The 22,603-nt window shown below is 71.6% G+C and carries 16 protein-coding genes; 6 read left to right on the plus strand and 10 right to left on the minus strand.

Annotation, left to right across the window (positions count from 1 at the left end; genetic code table 11):
- Window positions 1–19: 19 nt before the first annotated feature.
- From ACFYYJ_RS14470 to ACFYYJ_RS14485, 4 genes are all read right to left on the minus strand, one after another.
- On the minus strand, window positions 20–1,804 hold the full coding sequence (locus ACFYYJ_RS14470) for a SulP family inorganic anion transporter (protein WP_389132155.1): 1,785 nt from the start codon (window positions 1,802–1,804) through the stop codon (window positions 20–22).
- 17 nt (window positions 1,805–1,821) lie between these two features.
- Window positions 1,822–4,542 (minus strand): cation-translocating P-type ATPase, encoded by a 2,721-nt coding sequence (locus ACFYYJ_RS14475; RefSeq protein WP_389132158.1) that lies wholly within the window; start codon window positions 4,540–4,542, stop codon window positions 1,822–1,824.
- A 65-nt stretch (window positions 4,543–4,607) separates the two neighbouring features.
- Window positions 4,608–5,591, minus strand: a complete 984-nt coding sequence (locus ACFYYJ_RS14480) for a polyphosphate kinase 2 family protein (protein ID WP_385357172.1) — start codon at window positions 5,589–5,591, stop codon at window positions 4,608–4,610.
- Window positions 5,591–5,983: a three-helix bundle dimerization domain-containing protein gene (locus ACFYYJ_RS14485; RefSeq protein WP_389132752.1), complete on the minus strand. Its 393-nt coding sequence runs from the start codon at window positions 5,981–5,983 to the stop codon at window positions 5,591–5,593. Before ACFYYJ_RS14485 ends, ACFYYJ_RS14480 begins: the two co-directional genes overlap by 1 nt.
- Before the next feature lie 152 nt (window positions 5,984–6,135).
- Here ACFYYJ_RS14485 and ACFYYJ_RS14490 point away from each other — a divergent pair, with 152 nt between their 5' ends.
- The 4 genes from ACFYYJ_RS14490 (at window position 6,136) to ACFYYJ_RS14505 (ending at window position 12,190) form a co-directional block, all read left to right on the plus strand.
- A complete protein-coding gene (locus tag ACFYYJ_RS14490; protein WP_385357177.1) occupies window positions 6,136–7,968 on the plus strand; it encodes a glycoside hydrolase family 15 protein in 1,833 nt (610 codons plus the stop codon).
- An 87-nt stretch (window positions 7,969–8,055) separates the two neighbouring features.
- On the plus strand, window positions 8,056–9,144 hold the full coding sequence (gene tsaD / locus ACFYYJ_RS14495; RefSeq protein ID WP_389132755.1) for a tRNA (adenosine(37)-N6)-threonylcarbamoyltransferase complex transferase subunit TsaD: 1,089 nt from the start codon (window positions 8,056–8,058) through the stop codon (window positions 9,142–9,144).
- A 24-nt stretch (window positions 9,145–9,168) separates the two neighbouring features.
- Window positions 9,169–9,654, plus strand: a complete 486-nt coding sequence (locus ACFYYJ_RS14500) for a DUF6328 family protein (RefSeq protein WP_385120725.1) — start codon at window positions 9,169–9,171, stop codon at window positions 9,652–9,654.
- Window positions 9,655–9,751: 97 nt separating this feature from the next.
- Window positions 9,752–12,190, plus strand: coding sequence for a SpoIIE family protein phosphatase (locus ACFYYJ_RS14505; protein WP_389132161.1), 2,439 nt, complete (start codon window positions 9,752–9,754; stop codon window positions 12,188–12,190).
- On the opposite strand, the gene ACFYYJ_RS14510 is transcribed toward ACFYYJ_RS14505, so the two are convergent.
- Window positions 12,126–12,740 carry an LLM class flavin-dependent oxidoreductase gene (locus tag ACFYYJ_RS14510; protein ID WP_389132164.1) on the minus strand — a complete coding sequence of 205 codons (615 nt, stop codon included), beginning with the start codon at window positions 12,738–12,740 and terminating at the stop codon, window positions 12,126–12,128. The genes ACFYYJ_RS14505 and ACFYYJ_RS14510 overlap by 65 nt on opposite strands.
- Window positions 12,741–12,792: 52 nt before the next feature.
- Here ACFYYJ_RS14510 and ACFYYJ_RS14515 point away from each other — a divergent pair, with 52 nt between their 5' ends.
- Window positions 12,793–13,203 carry a sulfatase-like hydrolase/transferase gene (locus ACFYYJ_RS14515; protein ID WP_389132166.1) on the plus strand — a complete coding sequence of 137 codons (411 nt, stop codon included), beginning with the start codon at window positions 12,793–12,795 and terminating at the stop codon, window positions 13,201–13,203.
- A 263-nt stretch (window positions 13,204–13,466) separates the two neighbouring features.
- On the opposite strand, the gene lanKC is transcribed toward ACFYYJ_RS14515, so the two are convergent.
- From lanKC to ACFYYJ_RS14530, 3 genes are all read right to left on the minus strand, one after another.
- Window positions 13,467–16,064: a class III lanthionine synthetase LanKC gene (lanKC, locus tag ACFYYJ_RS14520; protein ID WP_389132168.1), complete on the minus strand. Its 2,598-nt coding sequence runs from the start codon at window positions 16,062–16,064 to the stop codon at window positions 13,467–13,469.
- Between the two features lie 110 nt (window positions 16,065–16,174).
- Window positions 16,175–17,674: a DUF4246 domain-containing protein gene (locus ACFYYJ_RS14525; RefSeq protein ID WP_385120752.1), complete on the minus strand. Its 1,500-nt coding sequence runs from the start codon at window positions 17,672–17,674 to the stop codon at window positions 16,175–16,177.
- 410 nt (window positions 17,675–18,084) lie between these two features.
- Window positions 18,085–19,206, minus strand: a complete 1,122-nt coding sequence (locus ACFYYJ_RS14530; protein WP_389132758.1) for an MFS transporter — start codon at window positions 19,204–19,206, stop codon at window positions 18,085–18,087.
- Between ACFYYJ_RS14530 and ACFYYJ_RS14535 the strand changes: the two genes are divergently transcribed.
- Window positions 19,103–19,321, plus strand: coding sequence for a hypothetical protein (locus tag ACFYYJ_RS14535; protein ID WP_385357364.1), 219 nt, complete (start codon window positions 19,103–19,105; stop codon window positions 19,319–19,321). The genes ACFYYJ_RS14530 and ACFYYJ_RS14535 overlap by 104 nt on opposite strands.
- A 308-nt stretch (window positions 19,322–19,629) precedes the next feature.
- Here the strand turns inward: ACFYYJ_RS14535 and ACFYYJ_RS14540 are convergent, their stop codons facing one another.
- Window positions 19,630–21,153, minus strand: coding sequence for an aldehyde dehydrogenase family protein (locus ACFYYJ_RS14540; protein WP_389132172.1), 1,524 nt, complete (start codon window positions 21,151–21,153; stop codon window positions 19,630–19,632).
- 53 nt (window positions 21,154–21,206) lie between these two features.
- Window positions 21,207–22,529, minus strand: a complete 1,323-nt coding sequence (locus tag ACFYYJ_RS14545; protein WP_389132175.1) for a GAF domain-containing protein — start codon at window positions 22,527–22,529, stop codon at window positions 21,207–21,209.
- Between the last annotated feature and the right edge of the window lie 74 nt (window positions 22,530–22,603).

The raw sequence follows: 22,603 nt of genomic DNA on the forward strand, positions 1-22,603 counted from the left end.
GGCGGTCACACGTCACCGCTCACCGCTCGTCGGCGGGCGGTGCGGGCGGTGCAGGCGGTCCGGGCGGGTCGCCCGGGATCCATTCGGCCCGGGTGCGCCGGCGGAAGGCCGCGACGGCGGCCTCCACCGTGGGGAAGAAGTGATCGGGGTTGATGGTGCGGGTGAGTTCGTACCGCTCGATCTTGCGCCGCACGGGGTCCTTCAGCTCGGCGAACACGAGGTGCACGTCGTCCGCGTTGAGCGCTTCGTCGAGCTCCTCCAACACGTCGGCGGCGGTGGTGTCCACGTCGGTCATGGGCTCCGCCGCGATCACGATCCAACTCGGTCGCGGGTCCGCGGCCGCCAGGCGTCTGACCTCGTCGCGGAAGGTCTTGGCGTTGGCGAAGACGAGCGGCGCGTCGAACCGGTAGATCACCAGGCCCGGCAGCCGACCGGCCTGCGGGTAGGAGCGGAGGTCGTGGTAGCCCTCCAGGCCCCGCACCCGCCCCAGCACGGTGTTGTACGGCCACCAGACGCGCCGGAAGACGTCGAGGACGGACAGGCTCACCGCGACGGCGATCCCGGGCAGCACACCGAGCAGGGCGACGCCGACGAAGGCCGCGACGCACAGCAGGAAGTCCGCCCGGCGCTGCCGCCACAGCCGGACCGTGCCCGGTACGTCCGCCAGGGACAGCGAGGCGGTGATGACCACGGCGGCGAGGGCGGGCTGCGGAAGGTTGCGGAACAGGCCCGGCGCCAGCACGAGCATGAGGATGATGAGCAGTGCTCCGACGACCCCGGTGAGCTGGGTCTTGGCTCCCGCGCGCTCCGCGACCGCCGTACGGGATCCGCTCGTGCTGACCGGGAAGCCCTGGAAGAGACCGGCCGCCAGGTTGGCCGCGCCGACCCCCGCCATCTCCTGGTTGCCGCGGACCTCCTGCCCCGTGCGGGCCGCGAAGGCCGACGCGTTGGAGATGGTGTCGGCCAGTGAGACCAGGGCGATGCCCAGGGCGCCGCCGAGCAGCGGCGCGAGGTCGGACAGCCGTATGTCGGGGACGGTGAACGGCGGGAAGCCCTCCGGCAGTACCCCGACCAATCCGACGCCGTGCTCGCCCAGGTCGAGGGCCGTGGTCACGCCGATCGCCAGCACCACCATCACGAGCACCGCGGGGACCTTCGGCAGGAAGCGCTGCAGGAGCAGGATCAGGAGGATGCCGCCGCAGCCGACGGCCGCGGCGGCCGGTACCGCCTCCCCCTGGGCGAGCCCCTCCACGAATCCGACGGCTTCGCCGATCAGGCTGTCCGCGTCGACCTTGAAGCCGAGCAACTTGGGCAGTTGACCGATGAGGATGGTCAGCGCCAGGCCGTTCATGTAACCGATCATGGTCGGTTTGGAGATCAGGTCGGCGATGAAGCCGAGCTTCGCGACCGAGGCCAGGATCATGATGGCCGCCACCATGATCGCGAGCATGGACCCCAGCGCGACGGCCCGCCCGGGGTCCCCGCCGGCCGCCACCAGCGGCAGCACGGTGGCGGCGATCATCGGCCCCAGCGAGGAGTCGGGGCCCAGCACCAGGATCCGGGAGGGCCCGAACACGGCGTAGGCGAGCAGGCAGAGGATCGTCGTGTACAGGCCGGTGATGGCCGGCAGGCCCGCCAATTCGGCGTACGCCATGCCCTGCGGCACCAGCAGAGTGGTCAGGACGACGCCCGCCACCAGGTCCTTGACCAGCCACTCCCGCCGGTAGGACGACGCCGCGCGGACCCCGGGAACGGCCCGCAGGCGGGGGAGCGGTCTCCCGCGGCCCTCGTGCCGGGTGGTCACCGGCCCTCCTTCCCCCATCAGGTGCGTCGCGACCGACGGGCCACGAGTTTGCCCAGCTCCCACACGAGGAGGAGCACGACGGCGGACAGCAACGCCCAGCCGAACTGCCGCGCGTCGATCTCGGTCGTCCCGAGGAGGCGGCGGAAGCCGTCCATCTGGGTCACCAGCACCGCGAGGACGAACTGGGCCAGTGCCACCCAGTTCATCTGCTTGCTGTCGAAGGTGGTGGGCGTCAGCACGGAATCCGTCTCGCTGCGGCACTCGAACGCCGCCACGATCAGGCAGAGCGCGAACGCGGTGAACGCGATCGACTGGCCGGTCGCCGTGCTGTCGTAGTGGGCCTCACCCAGCTTGATCAGCCCGAGCAGGATGATGGTGATCGCCAGCCCGCCCAGCCCGACCGTGACCAGTACGGGCCGGGTGAGCACCGATTCCCCGCGCGGACGGGGCTTGCGGCGCATGAGCCCCGGGCTCTCCCGGTCGAAGCCGAGTGCGAAGCCGAAGGAGGCGTTGACCACGAAGTGGATCCACAGCACCTGCGGCGGGGTGAAGGGCTCACCGGCCGCGATGTTGAAGACGGTGGCGCCGAGGAAGGTCAGCACGAAGGTGACCAGCAGGAGCAGGACGAACCGGATGTACTTGGTGAGGTTGTCGTAGATCCGCCGGCCCTGCTCGACGGCGTAGACGATGGTGGCGAAGTTGTCGTCGGACAGGATCATGCGTCCGGCGTTCTTCGCGACGTCCGTGCCGCTGCCCATGGCGATCCCGATGTCGGCGGCCTTGATGGCGGGCGCGTCGTTGACGCCGTCCCCGGTCATCGCCACCACGTCGCCCTTCTTCTTGAGCGTGTTGGCGAGCAGCACCTTGTGCTCCGGCGCGACGCGCCCCACCACGCCGATGTCGTCGATGCGGGCGAGCTGCTCCTCCTCGCTCATCGCGGCGAAGTCGGCACCGAGGACCGCCTCGCCGGGGATGCCGAGCTGCCGGGCGATCGCCGCACCGGTGACGACGTCGTCGCCGGTCACCATGCGGACCCGGATGTGGCCCTCCTGGGCGCCGGCCACGGCGGCCTTCGCCTCCTCGCGGGGCGGGTCGACCATGCCGACGAGGCTGCTCATCCGCAGCTCTGTGACGTACGCGAGCAGGTCGCCGTCCGGATCGAAGCCGTCCGCGTCCAGTTCACGGGTGGCCGCGGCCATCACCCGGAGCCCCTCCCCGCCCATCCGCAGGGTCTGGGCGTCGGCACGCTCGGCCAGTTCCGCGTCCCACGGGACGCTCTCGCCCGCCGCGAGCGCGGTGGTGGCCCGCGCCGTCACCGCCGGGGCCGCGCCCTTGACGAAGCAGCGCACGACCTGCCGGCCGGAGGCGTCGACCGCGGAGTGGAAGGTGGCCATCAGCTTGTACGTCGGGTCGAACGGCAGCGTCGCGAGCCGGGGGAAGGCCTCCCTCGTGCCGTCGATGTCCAGCCCGGCCTTGTGCGCGAGCACCAGCAGCGCGCCCTCGGTGGGATCGCCCACCACCTTGCCGTCCACCAGCTTCGCGTCGCTGGCCACCACGTAGGGCAGGATCGCGTCCTCGATGCCCGCCGAGGAGCCCGCGGCGTGGTGGACCTTGCCGTCCAGCCCGTAGCCCGTGCCCGAGACGGTGTACCGGTCGGCGGGACTCAGCACTTCGACGACGGTGACCTCGTTCATCGTCAGCGTGCCGGTCTTGTCCGAGTTGATCGCCGACGTGAAGGCGAGGGTCTCGACCGAGGGAAGCTCCTTGACGATCGCGTTCCGTTCGGCCAGGTTCAGGCTGCCGACGGACAGGATCGCCTGGGTCACCGTCGGCAGGGCCTCGGGGATGGCGGCGATGGCCAGGGAGACCGCGCTGACGAACAGGACGTCCCAGGCCTGGTCGCGCTGCCGCCCGAGGGCGAACATCACGATCATGGTCAGGCCCGCGGCTCCCGTGATCCACAGCGTCAGGGTGTCGAGCTCCTTGGTGAGCGGCGGCACCTCCTTCTCCGTGGCCGACAGCATCCCGGAGATCTTGCCGACCTCGGTGCCGGCGCCCGTCGCGGTGACGACCATGACCCCGCTGCCGTGGGTGACCGGGGTGTTCATGAACGCCATGCAGGTCTGGTCGCCCGGCGCCGGCAGGGGGCCGGGCAGCGCGGCCGCGTCCTTCGCGGCCGGAACGCTCTCGCCGGTGAGCGCCGACTCGTCGATCTGCAGGGCACTGGCCTCGACGATGCGTCCGTCCGCCGCCACCTGGTCCCCGGCGGTGATGAGCACGATGTCGCCGACGACGAGCTGTTCGGCGGGGATCTCCGCCTCCCTCCCGTCCCTGCGCACCCGCGCCGAGGCCTTCATCATCGACTGGAGCGCGTTCATCGCGCTCTCCGCCTTGCCCTCCTGGCGCAGGCCGATGACCGCGTTCAGCAGGGTCAGGACGATCAGCAGGATCGCCGTGGTCCACTCCTGGATCAGCAGCGAGACGGCCGCTGCGGCGAGCAGGACCAGCTGCATGTAACTGCGGTACTGCCGCAGGAACCGCTGCCAGGTCGGCGTCCGCTTCTCCTCCGGCAGCGCGTTCGGGCCGTGCGCGGCCAGGAGCTCCGCGGCCCGGGAGGTGGAGAGACCGACCGTGGGATCCACGCCGAAGGCCGCCGAGACCTCTTCGGGATCACGCGTGTACCAGGCGTCTTCAACAGCCCGCGGCTGCTCCCCCGGGGAAACCGACCGCACGGTCATCGTTCTGCCTCCGATCCGTGGCCGCGGACGGGTCCGGGCCGGTACGACAGTTCCTGTCCTTGCCGCTAGCCGTGCTTCCGGCCCTTCTTCCCCTTCTTCCCGCCCTTCTTCTTCGGGTGCGCGGCCGCGTACGGGTCGGCCTCGGCCCCGGCGGGCGCCTCCTTCTCCAGCGCCCGCCGGGTCACGAGCAGGTCCTTGCGCGCCTCTTCGCCCACGTCGGGGAACCGGGGATCGATGTCCATGAGGGTGTGCGCGAGGACCGCCGCCGCGCAGATCCGCGCGAACCACTTCCGGTCCGCAGGCACGACGTACCAGGGCGCCCACTTCGTGCTCGTGGCCGACAGCATCGCGGAGAACGCCTCCTGGTAGTCGTCCCAGCGGCGCCGCTCAAGGACGTCGGCCGCGGAGAACTTCCAGTTCTTCTCCGGCAGGTCGATCCGCTTCAGGAAGCGGATGCGCTGCTCCTCCTTGGACAGGTTCAGGAAGATCTTCACCACTTTGAACCCGTTGTCCGTGAGGTAGTGCTCCCAGCGGTTGATCTCCCGGAAACGCCGGTCCCACAGGTCCGGCCCGACGGAGTCCTCCGGCAGGTTCTGCCGCACGAGGACCTCGGGGTGGACCCGTACGACCAGGACCTCCTCGTAGTGCGAGCGGTTGAAGATGGCGATCTCGCCCCGCGAGGGCAGCCGCTGGGCGTAACGCCACAGGTAGTCGTGGTCGAGTTCCTCCGCGGAGGGCACCTTGAAGCTGCTGACCCGTACGCCCTGGGGGTTGACGCCGCTCATGACGTGGCGGATCGTCCCGTCCTTGCCCCCCGCGTCGAGCGCCTGGAGACAGAGGACCACCCCGTACGTGTCCTGGGCGGCCAGCCGCTCCTGGTACTCGGCCAGCAGGGACACGCCGGTCCGCAGCAGCTCGATCCCCTCCCGTTTCTTCAGACCGGCCTTGTAACGCGGATCGAAGTCCCGGGAAAGGCGCACCTTCGAGCCCGGGTCCACGCGCAGCGGCCGGATGAAATCCGCGATGCGTTCGGCTCTCTCGTCGGACATCACCGATCAGTCCTTGTCTGCTCCGAGGCGGCGCCGAGCGCCCTGCGGGAACGCCGTTCGACCAGGATCGGGATGAAGGCCCTGATCCTGGCCTCGCGGAACGAGTCGTACTCGGCCCTGACGGTCGCCTCGACGGTCGCCGCGTCGACCGACGGGAAGGCGGCGCCCAGACGCGCCACCATGTCCCGGATGCTCGCCGACTCCTCGGTCGAACCGGGCCGGGAAGGGCTCGGCAGCGCCGCGGGATCAGCCCGCTCCACGGGCCCGGGAAGGTCGATCAAGCCTTCGGCGGGAGGGCGTACGTCGGCCCGATGGGTCTGATCCTCGATCGTCATGGCGGTACCGATCCCATGTTCCACGACCTCCAGACCGCAGAACTGCCCATCTCGCATCGCCACGAGAAGGTCCTTGCCGCTCATTGTGGTCCGACCGGGACAAGATCGCCCTCCGGGAGGGGCCGGGTCGCCCCGGGGCGACCTAACATGAAGGACGAGGTCTTCTCGACCCCCGCACCTGCCCGCAGTGAGACGGTAGGGAGGCCGGCATGGAGTTCGGGAACGGATCCGGGGGCGTGGACGGCACGCGCTATCTGCCGATCTCCGAGCACGGCCTGATCGGTGATCTCCGCACCGCCGCGCTCGTCGGGACCAACGGCACGATCGACTGGTACTGCTGCCCGCGCTTCGACGCACCGAGCGTGTTCGCCTCCATCCTCGACGCCGACCGGGGCGGATCGTGGGAGCTGGCCGCCGACGTGCCCGCGCGGACGCGACAGTTCTACTTCCCCGACACCAACGTGCTGATCACCCGGTTCTACGCCGCCGACGGCGTGGCCGAGATCCAGGACTTCATGCCGGTCGTGGACGAATCGCGGGAAGCGGTCCGGCACCGGCTGATCCGGCGGGTGATCTGCGTACGGGGCACCCTTCCCTTCAGGGCCCGGATCGCTCCCCGCTTCGGCTACGGCGCCGAGCAGCACACCGTTCGCGCCCAGGCCCACGAGGCCGTCTTCGCGTGCCCGTCGATCTCACTGGCGCTGACCTCCACCGCGCAGCTCGAAAGCGACGGCACGGACGTGTGGTCGCACTTCAAGCTCCTCGAGGGCGAATCCGTGGTCTTCGCCCTCGACAAGATCGGCGACGGGGTCCGTCCACAGGGCTGCCCTCGCGCCGAGGCGCAGGAGCAGTTCGAGGCGACGGTCCGGTTCTGGAGCCACTGGCTGAGCCGCTCGCGCTACCGCGGCCGCTGGCGGGAGATGGTCAACCGGTCCGCCCTGACGCTGAAGCTGCTCACCTACGTGCCGACGGGTGCGATCGTCGCCGCGCCGACGACGAGCCTGCCCGAGCGGGTCGGCGGTGAGCGCAACTGGGACTATCGGTACGTGTGGGTCCGCGACGCCGCGTTCTGCGTCTACGCGATGCTCCGCCTGGGCTTCACCTCGGAGGCCGAGGCGTTCATGGGCTTCCTGTCCGAGCGGTGCATCGAACCGGGAGCCGGCCCGACCGGCCCGCTGCAGATCATGTACGGCATCGACGGCCGCACCGACCTGCCCGAATCCGAGCTGTCCCACCTCGAAGGGCACCTGGGATCCACCCCGGTGCGGGTGGGGAACGCCGCCACCGGTCAGCTCCAACTGGACATCTACGGGGCGATGATCGACTCCGTCTACCTGTACGACAAGTGGGGGAAGCCCATCAGCAGCGAACACTGGGACGAGGTCGGCACCGTGGTCGACTGGCTCTGCGACCACTGGGACCAGCCCGACGAGGGCGTCTGGGAGACCCGCGGCGGGCGCAGGAACTTCGTCTATTCGCGGCTGATGTGCTGGGTGGCGATCGAACGGGCCGTGCGGATGGCCAATCGGCGCGGCCTGCCGGCGGACCTCGCCCGCTGGCAGCGGAGCCGCGACGCGATCTACCGGCAGATCATGCGGCAGGGCTGGTCCGCCGAGCGCGGGGCGTTCACCCAGGGCCTCGGCGACGACGTGCTCGACGCGTCCGTACTGATGATGCCGATGGCCAAGTTCATCGCGCCCACCGACCCCAAGTGGCTCGCGACCCTGGACGCGTTGACCGCGGATCTCGTCTCCGACTCGCTGGTCTACCGCTACGACCCGGAGGCCAGCCCGGACGGCCTGCGCGGTTCCGAGGGCACGTTCTCGATCTGCTCGTTCTGGTACGTCGAGGCGCTGACCCGCGCCGGACGCCTGGAGGAAGCCCGGCTGGCCTTCGAGAAGATGCTCACCTACGGCAACCACCTCGGCCTGTACGCCGAGGAGATCGGCCGCAGCGGGGAACAACTCGGCAACTTCCCCCAGGCGTTCACCCACCTCGCACTGATCAGTGCGGCCTTCAACCTCGACCGCGCCCTCGGCTGAGCCCCGCCCGGGCAGCGACCGGGTATGTTATTGCACGGTATTTGCAACAACGATCCATGTGCGAAAGAGGCTGGTGTGGGCGCTCCGGTGGTACTGGGCATCGAGTCGTCGTGCGACGAGACCGGAGCCGGGATCGTCTCCGGCGGGCGGCTGCTCGCCCACGTCGTGGCGTCGAGCATGGACGAACACGCACGCTTCGGCGGGGTCGTGCCTGAGATCGCGGCCCGTGCGCACCTGCACGCGTTCGACCCCGTGGTCCGCGAGGCGCTCGACCGGGCGGGACTGCGGCTCCGCGACATCGACGCCGTCGCCGTCACGACCGGCCCGGGTCTTTCGGGCGCGCTCCAGGTGGGGCTGGCCGGGGCGAAGACGCTCGCGTACGCGGCGGGGGTGCCGCTGTACGGGGTGCACCACCTCGCCGGGCACGTGGCAGCCGACACCCTGGAGCACGGACCGCTCCCCGATCCCTGCGTGGTGCTGATCGTGTCCGGCGGGCACACCTCGCTCCTGCTGGTGCGGGACCTGGTGCGCGACCCGATCCTGCACCTCGGCGACACCGTCGACGACGCGGCGGGGGAGTGCTTCGACAAGGTGGCCCGGGTCTTCGGGCTGCCGTACCCGGGCGGGCCCGCGATCGACCGGGCCTCCCGCGGGGGCGACCCGCGCGCGGTGGCCTTCCCGCGCCCGCTGACGGGCCCGCGCGACGCCCCGTACGCCTTCTCCTTCTCCGGGCTGAAGACCGCCGCCGCGCGGTGGGCCGAGCGGCACCGGCAGACCGGCGCGGAGATCCCGCTGCCCGACGGCGCGGCGTCGCTCCAGGAGGCGGTCGCTGACGTGCTGACCCGCAAGGCGCTGGCCGCCTGCCGGGAGTACGGCGTACGGACGCTGGTCGTGGTGGGCGGGGTCGCGGCCAACTCCCGTGTGCGGGCCCTGGCCGAGGAGCGCTGCGCGGCCGCCGGGGTCGAACTCCGGGTGCCGTCGATGACGCTGTGCACGGACAACGGGGCGATGATCGCGGCCGTCGGTGACCTCCTGGTACGGGCGGGCTCCGAGCCGGCCCGACTGGACCTGTCCGTCGACCCGTCGGCGCCCCTGGAATACGCCGCCCTGCACCCCGGTCGCCGGCCGTCGGCTTCCGGTGCATGGGGCGCTGGTCGCGGGGCAGGCGCGGCATGATGTGAGACTTCGGGGAGGCACCTGATGTCGACCGACTCCGACGGCGGCCGTGACGAAACCGTGGAGGAGCGCGCGGACCGGCAGTGGCAAGAACTCATCCAGGAGGTCCGCGTCGCCCAGACGGGAGTCCAGATCCTCTTCGGATTCCTCCTCACCGTGGCCTTCACCCCCGTGTTCGCCGGCCTGGCGCAGACCGAGAAGACGATCTACATCGTCACGGTGGTGCTCGGAGCGACGGCAACGGGGGCGCTGATCGGGCCGGTCGCCTTCCACCGCATCGTCGCGGGCCGCCGCATCAAGCCGGAGGCGGTCGCCTGGGCCGCACGGCTGACGTTCGCGGGTCTCGTCCTGCTCGTCGCCACCTGCACCGCCGCCCTCCTCCTGGTGCTGCGGGTCGCGACCGACGACGCCCTCGCCCTGTGGCTCACGGTCGGCGTGCTCACCTGGTACCTGGTGTGCTGGTTCGCACTGCCCCTGTGGGCGCGGATCCGCCACACCGCCCGACGCTGAGCACGGGAGCTGAGCGCGCGGTCGCGTGACGGTCGCCGGCAGCCGTACGGACGCACTGGTCAGGTCCCGGTACCGGTGGCCGTGCCATGCTCGAAGTGTGCAGACGGATCCGGCGGCCACCGGCGACGGTGCGTCGCCCGAGGTGCTCGCCCTCGCCAAGGTCGTGGCCAGGCTCCGGGCCGAGGTGGCGGACCTCGAGGGCCTCGCGTCCACCACGGCGGTGCTGGAGCGGGCCAAGGGCGTGCTGATGGCGCGCGAGGGGTTCTCGGCCGACGCGGCGTACGAGGCGCTGGCCCAGGAGGCCGGACTGCGGTCCCGGTCGCTGATGGAGCAGTGCTGGATCACCCTCGGCGGGATCCGTCCACGGCCCGCCGCGGTGCGCCCGTCCCCGGAGCCGACACCGTCCCCCTCGGCCGAGGACGTCCCCCAGGCCCCGGTCCCGGTCCCGGACGCGCAGGGGTCGGTCTTCAGCTCCGCCCGCTACCGCACGGGTGCCCGCCCCGCCTCCGGCTCGCGCGTGCTCCTGTCCGGCCTGGCCGCCGCGCTCGCCGGAGCCCGGAGCCCGGGCGACGCCGCCGAGGTCCTGCACGAGGCGCTGCGCGGGCCGCTCGGGGTGGACGGGGTGATGATCTACGTGGCCGAGTCCGGGCGGCTGGAGCTCGTCGGCCATGCGGGGATCGACGCGTCACTGGCCGCGCAGTGGCAGGACATCCCGCCGTTCACCGGCGTCGCCGCCCTCCAGGCGATCGCCTCCGGACGGCCGCGCTGGCTGGAGGACCCGGAGCGCGATGCCGAGGCGTACCAGCTCATCGGCTCACCGGAGCGGTGGCGTACGCGCGCGTGGATCCCCCTGCCCGGGGCGGGCCCGACCACCGGCGCCGTCGGATTCCTCCGGACGGTCCCCGCCCCCTTCGGTGACGCCGACAAGTCCCTGCTCCAGCGGGCGGTGCGGCTGTGCGCAGGCGCCCTGCGCGCCTTCGAACACGCGGGGGCCGAGCCGGTGGACGAGGAGGTGGCCGCCGTCCAGGGGATCCTCGACGTCCTCCCCGGGGCGGTGATCCTCCTGTCGCCCGTGCGCTCGCCGTCCGGTGAGGTCGAGGACTACCGGATCGACGCGGCCGCACCGGGCTCGGTGGACGTGGCCGGCCGCCGGGGGAAGGAGCTCGTGGGCCGCCGGATCCTGGAGACCTACCCCACCGTGGCCGGAACCCCCTTGTGGCAGGGCTACGTCGACGCCCTGGACACGGGGGCCACGTACGACGGCGCGCCGTTCGAGTACCAGGAGGTGATCGGCGGCGTCCCCGGGACGTCCGTCTTCTCCGTCCAGGCGGCGCGGCTGGGGGACCGGCTGATCGTCTCGTGGATCCGCCACGACACCGACGAACTCGAGAACCGTCGCGTGACCACCATGGAGCGTCTGGGGAACCTCGGCTGGGCCGAATGGAATCTGATCACGGACACGATCGACTGGTCCGGGCAGGTCTACGAGATCTTCGGCCGAGCCCCCGGGCAGGGGCCCGCGATGCTGGAGGAGCTCCCTCGGTACGTCGTCCCGGACGACCTCCCGGCGCTGGCCGGGGCCGTCCAGCAGCTGTTGGGCGAAGGGGCCCCCATCGACCAGCCGTTCCGCATCACCACCGCGGCCGGCGTCCGGCACCTGAGGATCGTCGCGGAGGCGGAGACGGACGCCGACGGCACACCCGTGAAGGTGCACGGGTTCTTCCAGGACCTCAGCCCGTTGCGCGACGTCGAGCTCGCCCTGCTGGAGAGCGAGCGGTCCGTACTGGTCCAGAGGGGCATGCTGCGGGCGGAGCGGGCCATCGCGGCGGGTCTGCGGCAGGCGCTGCTGCCCGTACCGGAGCAGTCGATCGAGCTGGTGGGGCTGTGCGTCGACATCGCGTACGTGCCCTCCGACAGCGGAGTGAACGTGGGCGGCGACTGGTACAGCGCCATCGAACTCCCCGACGGGAACGCCCTCTTCGTCGTCGGGGACGTGGCCGGCCACGGGCTGGAGGCCGTCGGGACCATGGCCCAGTTGCGGTTCGCCACCAAAGGCATGATCATCACGGGTTCGGCCCTCCCCGACGCCATGAGCCGGCTCAACGCGCTCCTCATGCACACGTCCGTCGGCTCGTCCGCCACCACGGCCACCATGATCATGATGCGCTACCGTCCGGCCGCGCGGAGCCTTTCCTGGGTGCGGGCCGGACACCTGCCGCCCCTGCTGGTCCGCGGGGGCGAGGCGCGCTTCCTCCCCCTGCCCGAAGGCACCCTCCTCGGGGCGTCCCGCGACTCCGTGTACGTGGAGGAGACGCTCGACCTCGAACCCGGTGACCACCTGCTCCTGTACACCGACGGACTCGTCGAGGTCCCGGGGGAGGACGTGGCGAAGGGCATGGACCGCCTCGGGCGGGCGGCCGCCGAGGCCATGGGCGGAGGCGCGCCGGACGCGCTGGCGGCGCTCCTGCCCGTCATCCACCCGGCCCGGCGGGACGACGTGTGCGTCCTGGACATCCACCTGCCGCGGGACGCGTAGGCGTCCGAGCCGGCCCGGTCAGCGCTTGGAGATGCGGACCACTCCGGTCTCGGTGCCCTGGTAGAGGGTGCCGTCCGGGGCGGCCGTCCCCCGCATCTGGAGCGGTTCCCAGAGCGTGGTACTCGGCGAGCCGGGCTCCCTCGATCCGCAGATGGGCGCCGTGGTGGTCGACGGTCTTGCCGTCCAGCAGGGTGCGCAGGACCTTCATCACCTCCTCCGTCCGGGCGTAGCGGGCGTCGTGCTCCAACCGGTCCCCGTAGGCGCGCTGTTCGACGGGATCGCCGCCCGTCACCACGTTGAGCGCGAGCCGGCCTCCGGCGAACCTGCGGAAGGCGTCGGCCTGTTGGGCGAGCAGGGTCGGACTGGCGAACCCGGCGCGGAACGCCACGAGGAATCCGGCCTGCTCGGCGGCCCGGGCCACCTGGGACAGGTACGGGATGTCCGCGGGCCACCGGGTGGCGGATCCGGTTCGGCCCTGGACGGCGGTGACGCCGCCGGGATCTCGGCCGTCCCGCCGGTGGGCAGGAACCAGTGGAGCAGTGGAGGGCATTCGGGCATGAGGGGACCCCGTCGAAGCGGCAGTGCGGCACGGGTCACCACCGATGGAGGTGACACGTGAGCGGCAGCGCGGCCGCCACGGCGGGGGCTGGGACGCGTTGCGCACCACCCGCATCGCCCGCCAGATCGCCGACGGCCTGTTCCCCGAGGGCACCGTGCTCCCGGAACGCAACTCCGAACCGGGCTTCGACGTCGGCCCCTGGGGCCGGCTGCCCCCCGCCCAACAGGCCCGCTACGCCCGCTACATGGAGGCGTGCGCGGCGATGGTCGAGAACCTCGACCACAACCTCGGGCGGCTCACCGACACCCTGCGGGCGCTCGGCGAACTCGACGACACCATCGTGGTGTTCACCTCCGACAACGGCGGCACCACCTACACGCCGGGCGAACGGGCCCCGTACGCCCCCGAGGTGGTGGCCCGGGCACTGGGCGAGGCCGCCGCCGCCTTCGAATGAGGACGACGGAGCCGGGGCCGGTGGCGGGACCACCGGCCCGGGCCCTCCTCGGGTGCCGGCTCGTTACATCGGCTCGGGGAAGATGTCGCTGATGCTCCAGGCGACACTGAAGCAGGGCGGGAAGAAGTCGGTCTCCGGCTCGGTCTCCAGTGCCTGTAGCGCGAGGATCTGGCTCATGGATGTTCCTCCTCTTTCTTCTCGGGGTCGTGTCGGTCGGTCATGCATACCTCGGCACGGAGTCGCTCGCTACCGTGCCCAGGTGCTCATGGGGCGCCCGCCGGGTGGTGGGGCGGCCGGGTCGCGAGGAGCGGGCCGGCCAACAGGCGGTGCAGGGCCAGCAGGACACCGGCCCCGCCACTGGACAGGTCGGCGGTGAACCGCTGCGAACCCGCGCCGAGGAAGCGGACGCCGCTCCGGTACGGGACGGCGTACTTCGCCAGGCCGGTCGCGGCGCGTACGGCGTCCTCGCGGGCGGCCTCCGTGCCGGTGAGCTCGGCGTGCCCGGTCAGGAACCAGCCGAGTCCGGCCAGCCCCCGGTACAGGCCGGCTTCCTTCGTGGTGCGGGAGACCCGGATGCCGGCGACCAGCCCCGGCAGCGCCTCGGCGCAGCGTTCGTCCGGCGCGGTGGCCACGTAGCGGGTGAGCACGGCCGCGACCCCGGCCGCGCCCGTGGCCAGGTACGGCATGGCACGGGTGAGTCGCGCGTCGTCGGAGATGGACAGGGCTCCGTCGTCCAGTCGGAAGGTACGGTCCAGCTCCTGGTGGAGCAGCCGGCGGCCCGCCTCCAGCCAACGGGTCTCGCCGGTGTCGCGGGCCAGGCGGTGGAGGAAGAGGGCGAGCCCCGAGCGTCCGTGCAGCAGGCCGCGCGCGTCGTGTTCGCCGAGGCCGGCCCGCCGGTCGGGGGTGCGCAGCAGGGCCTCACCCGCGGCGGCGGCCCGCTCCAGGTGGCCGCTCTCCCCGGTCAGCCGGTGCAGCGCGAGCCAGCCCAGGCCGACCCCGGCCCGCCCGCCGGCCAGGGTGGCGCAGGAGGCGGTGAGCGGGTGCTCGTCGGCGTCTCGGAGCAGGTCGACGGCCTCGTCCGGCAGGCCCAGTTCGGCCAGTACCCGGGCGATGCCGGCCGAGCCCACGAGCAGTCCGGGGGGCAGCGCGGCGCGCTGCGCCAGCGCGTCCCGGCGCAGCCGCTCGCGGATCTCCTCCGGCACTTCGGTCCCGGCGCGGCGCAGGGCGTGTACCACCCCGGCCGTTCCGTAGGCCAGGCACACGTTGTTGGTCCGAAAGGCCTCGGGGGAGGGCGGGAAGGCCCACTCCGGCCGGTAGGCGTCGGCCGTCTCCAGCAGCCCCGCGGCCACCTGCCCGGCCAGCCGGGTGAGGCAGCCACGCGGATCGGCGTCCAACTCGGCGGGCGAGGGCAGCAGACCGGGACCTTCCTGCCGTTGATCCTGCGCCCGGCCCTCCGCCGGGTGAAAGGCGGTGGCCCGCTGCCACAGGTCCGGTGGCGGAGCCACGTCCGCCAGGTCGCGGCGCAGCAGCGCGAGGTTGCCGGGCGCGTGTTCGGCGGTCTCGTGGAACGGCGCCAGGAAGGCGAACGCGACCGCCGACATGCCGTACCGGTCCTGCAGCAGCGGATCGGTGTCCGCCCGGAGCAGGCCGGGCGGCGGGGTGAACCCCGGGGTGCCCATCCCGGAGGGCGCCGCGGACAGCGCCGAGGCCGCCTCGAAGTCCACCAGCCGCACCCCGCCCGACGGGGTGACCAGGACATTGCCCAGGCTGAGGTCACCGAACCGGTAGCCGGCGGCGTGCAGCCGCTCCAGCGAGGCGTCCAGCGCGGCCAGCAGGCGCCGGCACGCCTGGTGGTACGCGGCGACGGACTCGGCCGTGCGGTCGGCGCGGGCCAGCGGGGAGGACCGGCTCAGCCAGCCCACCAGCGGCTGCCCCGCGACGTACTCGGTGACGAGGAAGTCGTGCTCCCACTCCGTGAAGTGGTCCAGCGGCTCCGGGCCCACCCCGGGGGCGGCCGCGTGCAGCTCGCACAGCACGTCGTACTCGTGCCGCAGCCGCTGCTGCGCGTCGGTCCCGTCGAAGACCAGGCCGTTGTGGGCGCGGGCCTCCTTGAGGAAGACGGTGCGGCCGGTCCGCCGGTCCCGGGCCTGGTAGGCGCCGCCGGCGTTGCTCAGGCGCACCGCGCGCGTCACCTCGTAGTCGCGGATCAGGATCGGGCCCGCGTGCGGCGGTTCCTCCTGCTCGACGAAGGGGTCCACGATGCCCGCGGGCAGCTGGAAGGCGGGCAGCCGCGGGTCCACGACCGCACGACCGGAGCCGTCGGTGACCAGCCCCTCCCGGGTGCCGTCGGCGCGCAGCCGGCTGCGGTCACCGAAGGAGCCGTAGCGGTAGTGGACCGTCCGCGAGTCGCGGAACCGCCGGTCGGTGAGGACGTACGGACCCTCCTCTCCGTCGAGCGCGTCGCGCAGGCGTTCCAGCAGGTGGCGGGCGGTCTCCGTGTCCGGCGGGTAGACGGCGCAGAACTTGCCCGACTGGGCCCGCGCGGCGTGTTTGTGATGGAGGAACAGGAAGAAGAACCGGGCGCTCAGGTGCTTGAACGGCACGCCTTCGGAGAAGCAGATCCCGGCGACCGTGTCGAGCACGTGCTGCGCCCGGTCCAGCCGCGCCGACACGTGGATCTTCCAGCCCTGCTCGGCGAGCCCGGTCCGCGGACTTCCCCACACGGTCCAGATGCCCTGGGAGGCCCCGCGCACGCCCGGCGGCACCTCGCCGGGAGCGAAGCGCGGCCCGGGGTCGGCCACCGAGGTCAGCGGCAGGTAGTACTCCCGGTCCGCGAGCGCCTCGCCGAAGCCTTCGAGCACGGCATCTCCTCGCCGGGTGGTGGTGGGAGGCCAGCTTCGCCGTGGGCGGTCGAGCGATGGTGGTGCGCCGGGCTCACCGGCGGACCACCGTCATCGCGTTCGTACGGGGTTCAGTGCTCGCAGAGCGAGAATTCCCGTTCGTAGAGCTGCTCGTTGTGCTCGTCGACGAAGAACTTCCGTTCCCGCATGAGCTGTTCGCGGTACTCCTCGGCCTGTTCGAGCGTCATGGTGGAGGTGTCGGACCACGGCTGCTGTGGTGGCACGTCGGACGTCGAGACGATCTTCTGGTCCGGGTCGACCAGGAAGAACGCGAGGATCTTGCGATGCCCCGGGCGGGTGGCGTCCGCGAGGCGGAACGATCCGACGCGGTGCTGGAGGACGTTCGGGAACGCCAGGCAGCGGCCCGCCGGAGTCGATGCCGATCCCAGCACCTGATTCAGCGCGTCTTCGTCCTCCAGGCCGTAGACCTCGCGCACACCGTTGTCGTCGCTCTGTTCGTAGTCCGGGTCGTCGAGCGCCGCCCGGAAGCTCAGCCGGCTCTCGGTGATGTTCTCGTTGTCCCAGTAGTAGAGGCCGGTCGAGACGATCCGCTCGTTCAACATCCCCTCGACGTGCCAGGAACCGCCGGCGTACTCGGGCTTCTCCGGCGTGAGGTGGATCGTGGCGAGCTTGACGATGACCTGGAGCCCGCGGCCGCGCAGGTCGACCCGGGCGGACGCGTCCGGCGACTCCGGCGGGGTGAAGGTCGGGGCGTCCGGGATGACCGGCCGGCGGTTCTCCCACCAATCGTCCTGGGCCGTCTCGTACGCACGGACCGCTGCCGCGTACTCCTCGGCATCGGCGTAGGAGTCCCTGTCCGGATGCTCCGGCTCCGAGTCGTACCACCCGTAGGGATCGACGTCGATCCTCGGGGGTCGCGGATGGCGCAGGTCGGTGAGCACGTTCTCCAGCAGCGGAAGCATCCGTCCGAACAAGACCGGCAGGACGGCGGCCAGTTCGCTGTGGATCTCGGGATGGACGTTGTTGACGTACGAAAGGAACGCCACCTCGCCGTCGGCGCTCACGTCGACGTCCGTGGGCAGCCACTGGAACTTCTCGGAGAACTCGTACTTCGAGTAGTGGTTCGTCGGGTTCCGCCAAGCCCGCTCGGGCGCGCCGCTCACCTCCCGGACCAGGCAGAACAGCGAGGGGTGAACCAGGTCCAGCACCTGGCCGTCGGATCCGGGATGCCAGTCCCGCTCCGCTTCGGGAACCTCTTCCAGAACCCGAACCGCCTCCCGCAGTCGGGACCGGAGCCCGTCGTCGACCAGAGTGTCCGACTGCCACACCCCGTCGACGGCGGACACCTCGACTCCGGTTCGCCCGTCCCGCAACGCCGCGTAGTGCACGAGTTCGTCCAGCACGTAACGCACCTGCGCTTCGCTGAGCCCCTGGGCGACCGCCTCCCGCGTCCACTTCGAGACGATGGCGGCATCGTTGACCTTGTCGAACCACCCGGCCTTCGCCCGAATGTGCGAGCTGCACTCCATCATCTGAACTTCCCGCAGCGTTCGGGGCGTTGCGAACGGTATGGAACGGGACGAATGAAAGGGCAGCGGGAAGGGAGACATGCCGGACAATTCTCTTGACCCTCCGAGTCGGTGTGCGGTGGTTGGGAAGGCTACTCCAGCCCACCGACACCACACCCGCACTCCGCGGCCGCCCCTGGAAGTAGCCGAGCTTCTCGGGGGAGCAACTGGTCGGGTTGTTCTCCGTCTCCTGGTGGTACGGCGGCCGCACCTGGGCTGACCAGTGGCAACGACAGTTGGTCTGCCTCTTCGGCCTGGCTTGGGCCGGGAATGGCCCGGATCCCGGTCCGAGCGTCCCGGCGCGGAGGGGATGGGAGTGGGTGAGGTGGTCCGAGAAAGGGAGGTGGAGGCACCGCTCGCCGGGTCGGCCCGCGGGCGCGGGCCCGGCCGGGCGAGCGGGGAATGCGGTGGAGCGGTCGCCGAGGCGGACGGCCGCCCCGGTCACGCAGCGGCTAGGACGCCTTCGGCCACGTGAACCTTCCCGCCCGGTGGGCCCAGGCCACGAGGCCCGTGAAGACGGCTGCCACCCCGCCCAGCACCATGACGGTGGAGGGCGAGGAACGGTCGAGGACGGCTCCTCCGGCCAAGGCCCCGAAGGAGATGGTTGCCTGGAAGGAGGCGGTGAAGAGGACGGAGGACGCCTCGGGGGAGTCGGGGGCGGCCTTCGAGAACCACGTCTGGGAGCAGACCGGGACGGCGCCGTAGGCGACGCCCCAAACGACGAGCAGCGCCACCGCGCCGGCGTCCGACCGCCCCAGGACGGGCAGGAGCAGGGTCGCGGCCGCGATCATGGCGGCCGCCGTGGCGAAGGTGGATCGCGGATGACGTCCCACCGTGGATCCGCCGAGGAAGTTGCCGGCGATGCCGGCCGCTCCGTAGATGAGCAGGTAGACCGTGATGAGACCCGAACCGGCGTGGGTCGTCTGCTCCAGGAACGGGGTGATGTACGTGTACGTGCCGAAGTGGGCGAGCACGACGAGGAAGGTCATGACCAGGGCGAAGCGGGTGTTGACCCTCCGCAGCACGCTGCCGAGGACATCGAGGCGCGTCGCCTGGTCCGAAGGGAGCGGCGGGACGACTGCGAGAAGCAGCACGAGGACGGCCAGCGTGAAGCCGCCCATGACGAGGAACGCCGTCCGCCAGCCCGCGATGTCGCCGATGAACGTGCCCAGCGGTACTCCGAGTACGGAGCCGAGCGGAACGGCGGAGAAGATCACCGAGGTCGCGCGCCCCACGGACTCGGCCGGAACCAGCTGAGCGGCGAGTCCGGCCCCGATGGACCAGAAGCCGCCGATGGTGACGCCCACCATGACGCGGGAGATCAGGACCAGCCAGTAGCTCGGCGCGGCGGAGGCAAGGAAGTTGGCCAGCGACAGCAGAAGGATGAACACGCCCAGCATGACCCGCCGGTCGATACGTCCTGTGGCCACCGTGACCACAGGGGCCGAGACCGCGGCGAGGAATCCTGGCATGGTCATCATGAGACCGGCCATTCCGTCCGAAACGGTGAAACTCGATCCGATCGACGTGAGGAGGCCGATCGGAAGGATTTCGGTCGTGACGATGGAGAAGATTCCCAACATTATCGAAATGACGGCCGGCCAGGAGGTGAAAGGCGAGCGGTCCGGCGATGAGAGGGATTGGGCAGAAGAGGTGGTTGCCGTGGACATGGATCCCGTCCTGAGTTGAGCATCACATGGAGAGCGTGACCTCTAGTCCAGCAGGACCGGGCACCATATTCTGGCGGATTACCGACGCCGACAACCGACCCCACGAGATGCCAAGAGCGGCCGGGGGTGCGCACGCGGAGTCACCTGTTCCAGCGTTTCCGCCGTTTTCGATGGTGTCCTGTGTTCTCCCGCGTCGGTCCGACGAGGCCGTCCGTTGAATTGAGGAGACGACCGCCCGGCCGCGGCTCAGCTGTCTCGGCAGTCTTGGCCTCGGCGCATCCTTCATGATCGGGAGTTACACCGAACGTTGTCCGGACCGCTGAGGCTCTAGAACAATCCAAGCTTCTTCGGGCTGTACGAAACCAAAACGTTCTTCGTCTGCTGGTAGTGCTCCAGCATCATCTTGTGCGTCTCACGGCCGATGCCCGACTGCTTGTAGCCTCCGAAGGCGGCATGCGCCGGGTACGCGTGGTAGCAGTTGGTCCAGACGCGGCCCGCCTGGATCGCGCGGCCGGCGCGGTACGCCGTGTTGATGTCGCGGGTCCAGACGCCCGCGCCCAGGCCGTACGACGTGTCGTTCGCGATCCGCACGGCGTCGTCGAAGTCCTGGAAGGAGGTCACCGACACCACCGGGCCGAAGATCTCCTCCTGGAAGATCCGCATGCGGTTGTCGCCCTCGAAGACCGTCGGCTCGACGTAGAAGCCGCCGGCCAGGTCCCCGCCGTGGTCGATCCGGGCGCCGCCGGTCAGGATCTTCGCGCCCTCCTGGCGGCCTATCTCCACGTACGAGAGGATCTTCTTCAGCTGCTCCTCCGAGGCCTGCGCCCCGATCATCGTGTCCGTGTCCAACGGGTGCCCCGGCACGATCAGTTCGGTGCGGGCGACGGCCGCGTCGAGGAAGTCCCCGTACCGGCCGCGCTCGATGAGGGCGCGCGACGGGCTCGTGCACACCTCGCCCTGGTTGAGGGCGAACATCGTGAAGCCCTCCAGGGCCTTGTCGCGCAGGTCGTCGTCCGTCGTCCAGATGTCGTCGAAGAAGAGGTTCGGGCTCTTGCCGCCGAGTTCGAGGGTGACCGGCTTCAGGTGCTCCGCCGCGTACTGCATGATCAGACGGCCCGTCGAGGTCTCCCCGGTGAAGGCGATCTTCGCGACGCGCGGGCTGGACGCCAGCGGCTTGCCCGCCTCCTCCCCGAAGCCGTTCACGATGTTCACCACGCCCGGCGGCAGCAGGTCCGCCACCAGGCTCAGCCAGTAGTGGACGGAAGCCGGGGTCTGCTCGGCCGGCTTGAGGACCACCGTGTTTCCGGCCGCCAGGGCCGGGGCCAGCTTCCAGACCGCCATCAGGATCGGGAAGTTCCACGGGATGATCTGCCCGACCACGCCGAGCGGCTCGTGGAAGTGGTAGGCCACCGTGTCGTCGTCGAGCTGGCTGAGCGCCCCCTCCTGCGCGCGCAGCGCACCCGCGAAGTAGCGGAACTGGTCGATGGCCAGAGGGAGATCGGCCGCCAGCGTCTCGCGGATCGGCTTGCCGTTCTCCCACGTCTCCGCGACGGCGAGGGCCTCCAGGTTCTGCTCCATGCGGTCCGCGATGCGCAGCAGGAGGGTCGAGCGTTCGGCGACCGAGGTACGGCCCCAGGCGGGCGCGGCCGCGTGCGCCGCGTCCAGGGCCCGCTCCACGTCCTCCGCGCTGCCGCGCGCGACCTCCGTGAAGGGCTGCCCGGTCACGGGGGAGGGGTTTTCGAAGTACCGGCCGCCGGCGGGCCCGACGTACTCGCCGCCGATGAAGTGGTCGTAGCGGGACGCGTACGACATGAGCGACCCCTCGGTACCGGGCGCAGCGTAACGGGCCATGTGTCCTCCCCTTGCCGGGCGCCGGCCGCCCTCGGACAGCGCTCCGGGGGAGGCTAGGAGCGGACAGGTTGCGGATACGTTGCACGCCTCGGCGGGTGCCGGTGCGCGCGTACGGCGTCCACGCGCGCGCCCAGTTCACGGTCCAAGGCGCGTACGCGGGCCAGCGCGGCCGACCGGTCCTCCGGCGGCAGCGCCGAGGCGAGGGCCCGCCACGCCTCCCGATCGTCCGCGCCCCACGCACTGCACACCCAGTCGGTCAGCAGCCCCGCGTCGGCCCGGGCGATCAGGGCGGCCCGCGCCTGCTCCTCGATCCTGCGGCGCAGCCGGACGATGCCGGGAGCCGTGGAAGCGGGCAGCAGGGGCCCGGGGTAGTGGTGGAGGGCGGCCGAGACCGCGCCCGCCGCCAACTGCCGGGTCAGCGTGATGAAATCGGCGGCGAGCGGGACGGCCGTGCGGTACGGGCGGGACAGCGGCGCCGAGGGCCCCAGCACGGCACGCAGCCGGGACATCTCGGCGCGCAGGGTGACGGGGGACACCGACTCGTCCTCGTACAGGGCGATCGCCAGCTCCTCGCCCGACAGGCCCCCGGGATGGTGCGCCAGCAGGGCCATGATCTCGCTGTGCCGCCGGCCGAGCCGCACCCGGCGCCCGCCCGTGATCAATAGTGCCTCGTCCAGACCCAGGGCGGTCAGGGTGTCCGCGGCGGCCGGCGGGCCCGGTTCCAGCAGGGCCAACTGGGCCTCCGCCGCCCGCGCCACCGCCCGTACCAGGGCCAGCGAATGGGGGTGGGCCAGTCCGTCGCCGCCGGTGATGTCCACCGCGCCCAGCAGCCCTCCCGTCCGCGGATCCCGCACCGGGGCCGCCGCACAGGTCCACGGGTGCACCCGCCTGCTGAAGTGCTCGGCCCCGAAGACCTGCACGGGCTCGCCGAGCGCCACCGCCGTCCCGGGAGCGTTGGTTCCCATCGCCGTCTCCGCCCAGCGGGCGCCCGGGACGAAGCCGAGCCGCTCCGCGCGCCGCAGCGTGGCCGGCTCCCCCTCCACCCACAGCAGGCTGCCCCGCGCGTCGCACACGGCGAGCAGGTGCGCCCCGTGCGCCGCGACCTCCCCGACGAGTTCCCGGAACAGGGGCATCACCCGGGCCAGTGGATGCTCCGCACGGTAGGAGCTCAGCTCCCGCTCCGCCAGCTCCATCCGGGGCGCGCACTCCGGGCTGACCCGGGCCCGCGCACACCGCCGCCAGGACCTCGCGATGACCGCCCGCACCGGCGCCTCGACCCGTCCGTCCCGGGTGAACACGGCGTGGGCGCGCCGCAGTTCGCGCGTGCGCTCGGCGGGATCGGCCCCGCCCGGCAGCGCCGGCGACGGATCGTCCATGTCACCCTCCCGTGGTGCCGCGGTACCCGGAGCGCCCCCATCGTCGTCCCGGTGCCGGGACCCGGCAAGCGGTG

This window comes from Streptomyces sp. NPDC002467, assembly GCF_042889825.1.
Classification (GTDB): Bacteria; Actinomycetota; Actinomycetes; order Streptomycetales; family Streptomycetaceae; genus Streptomyces.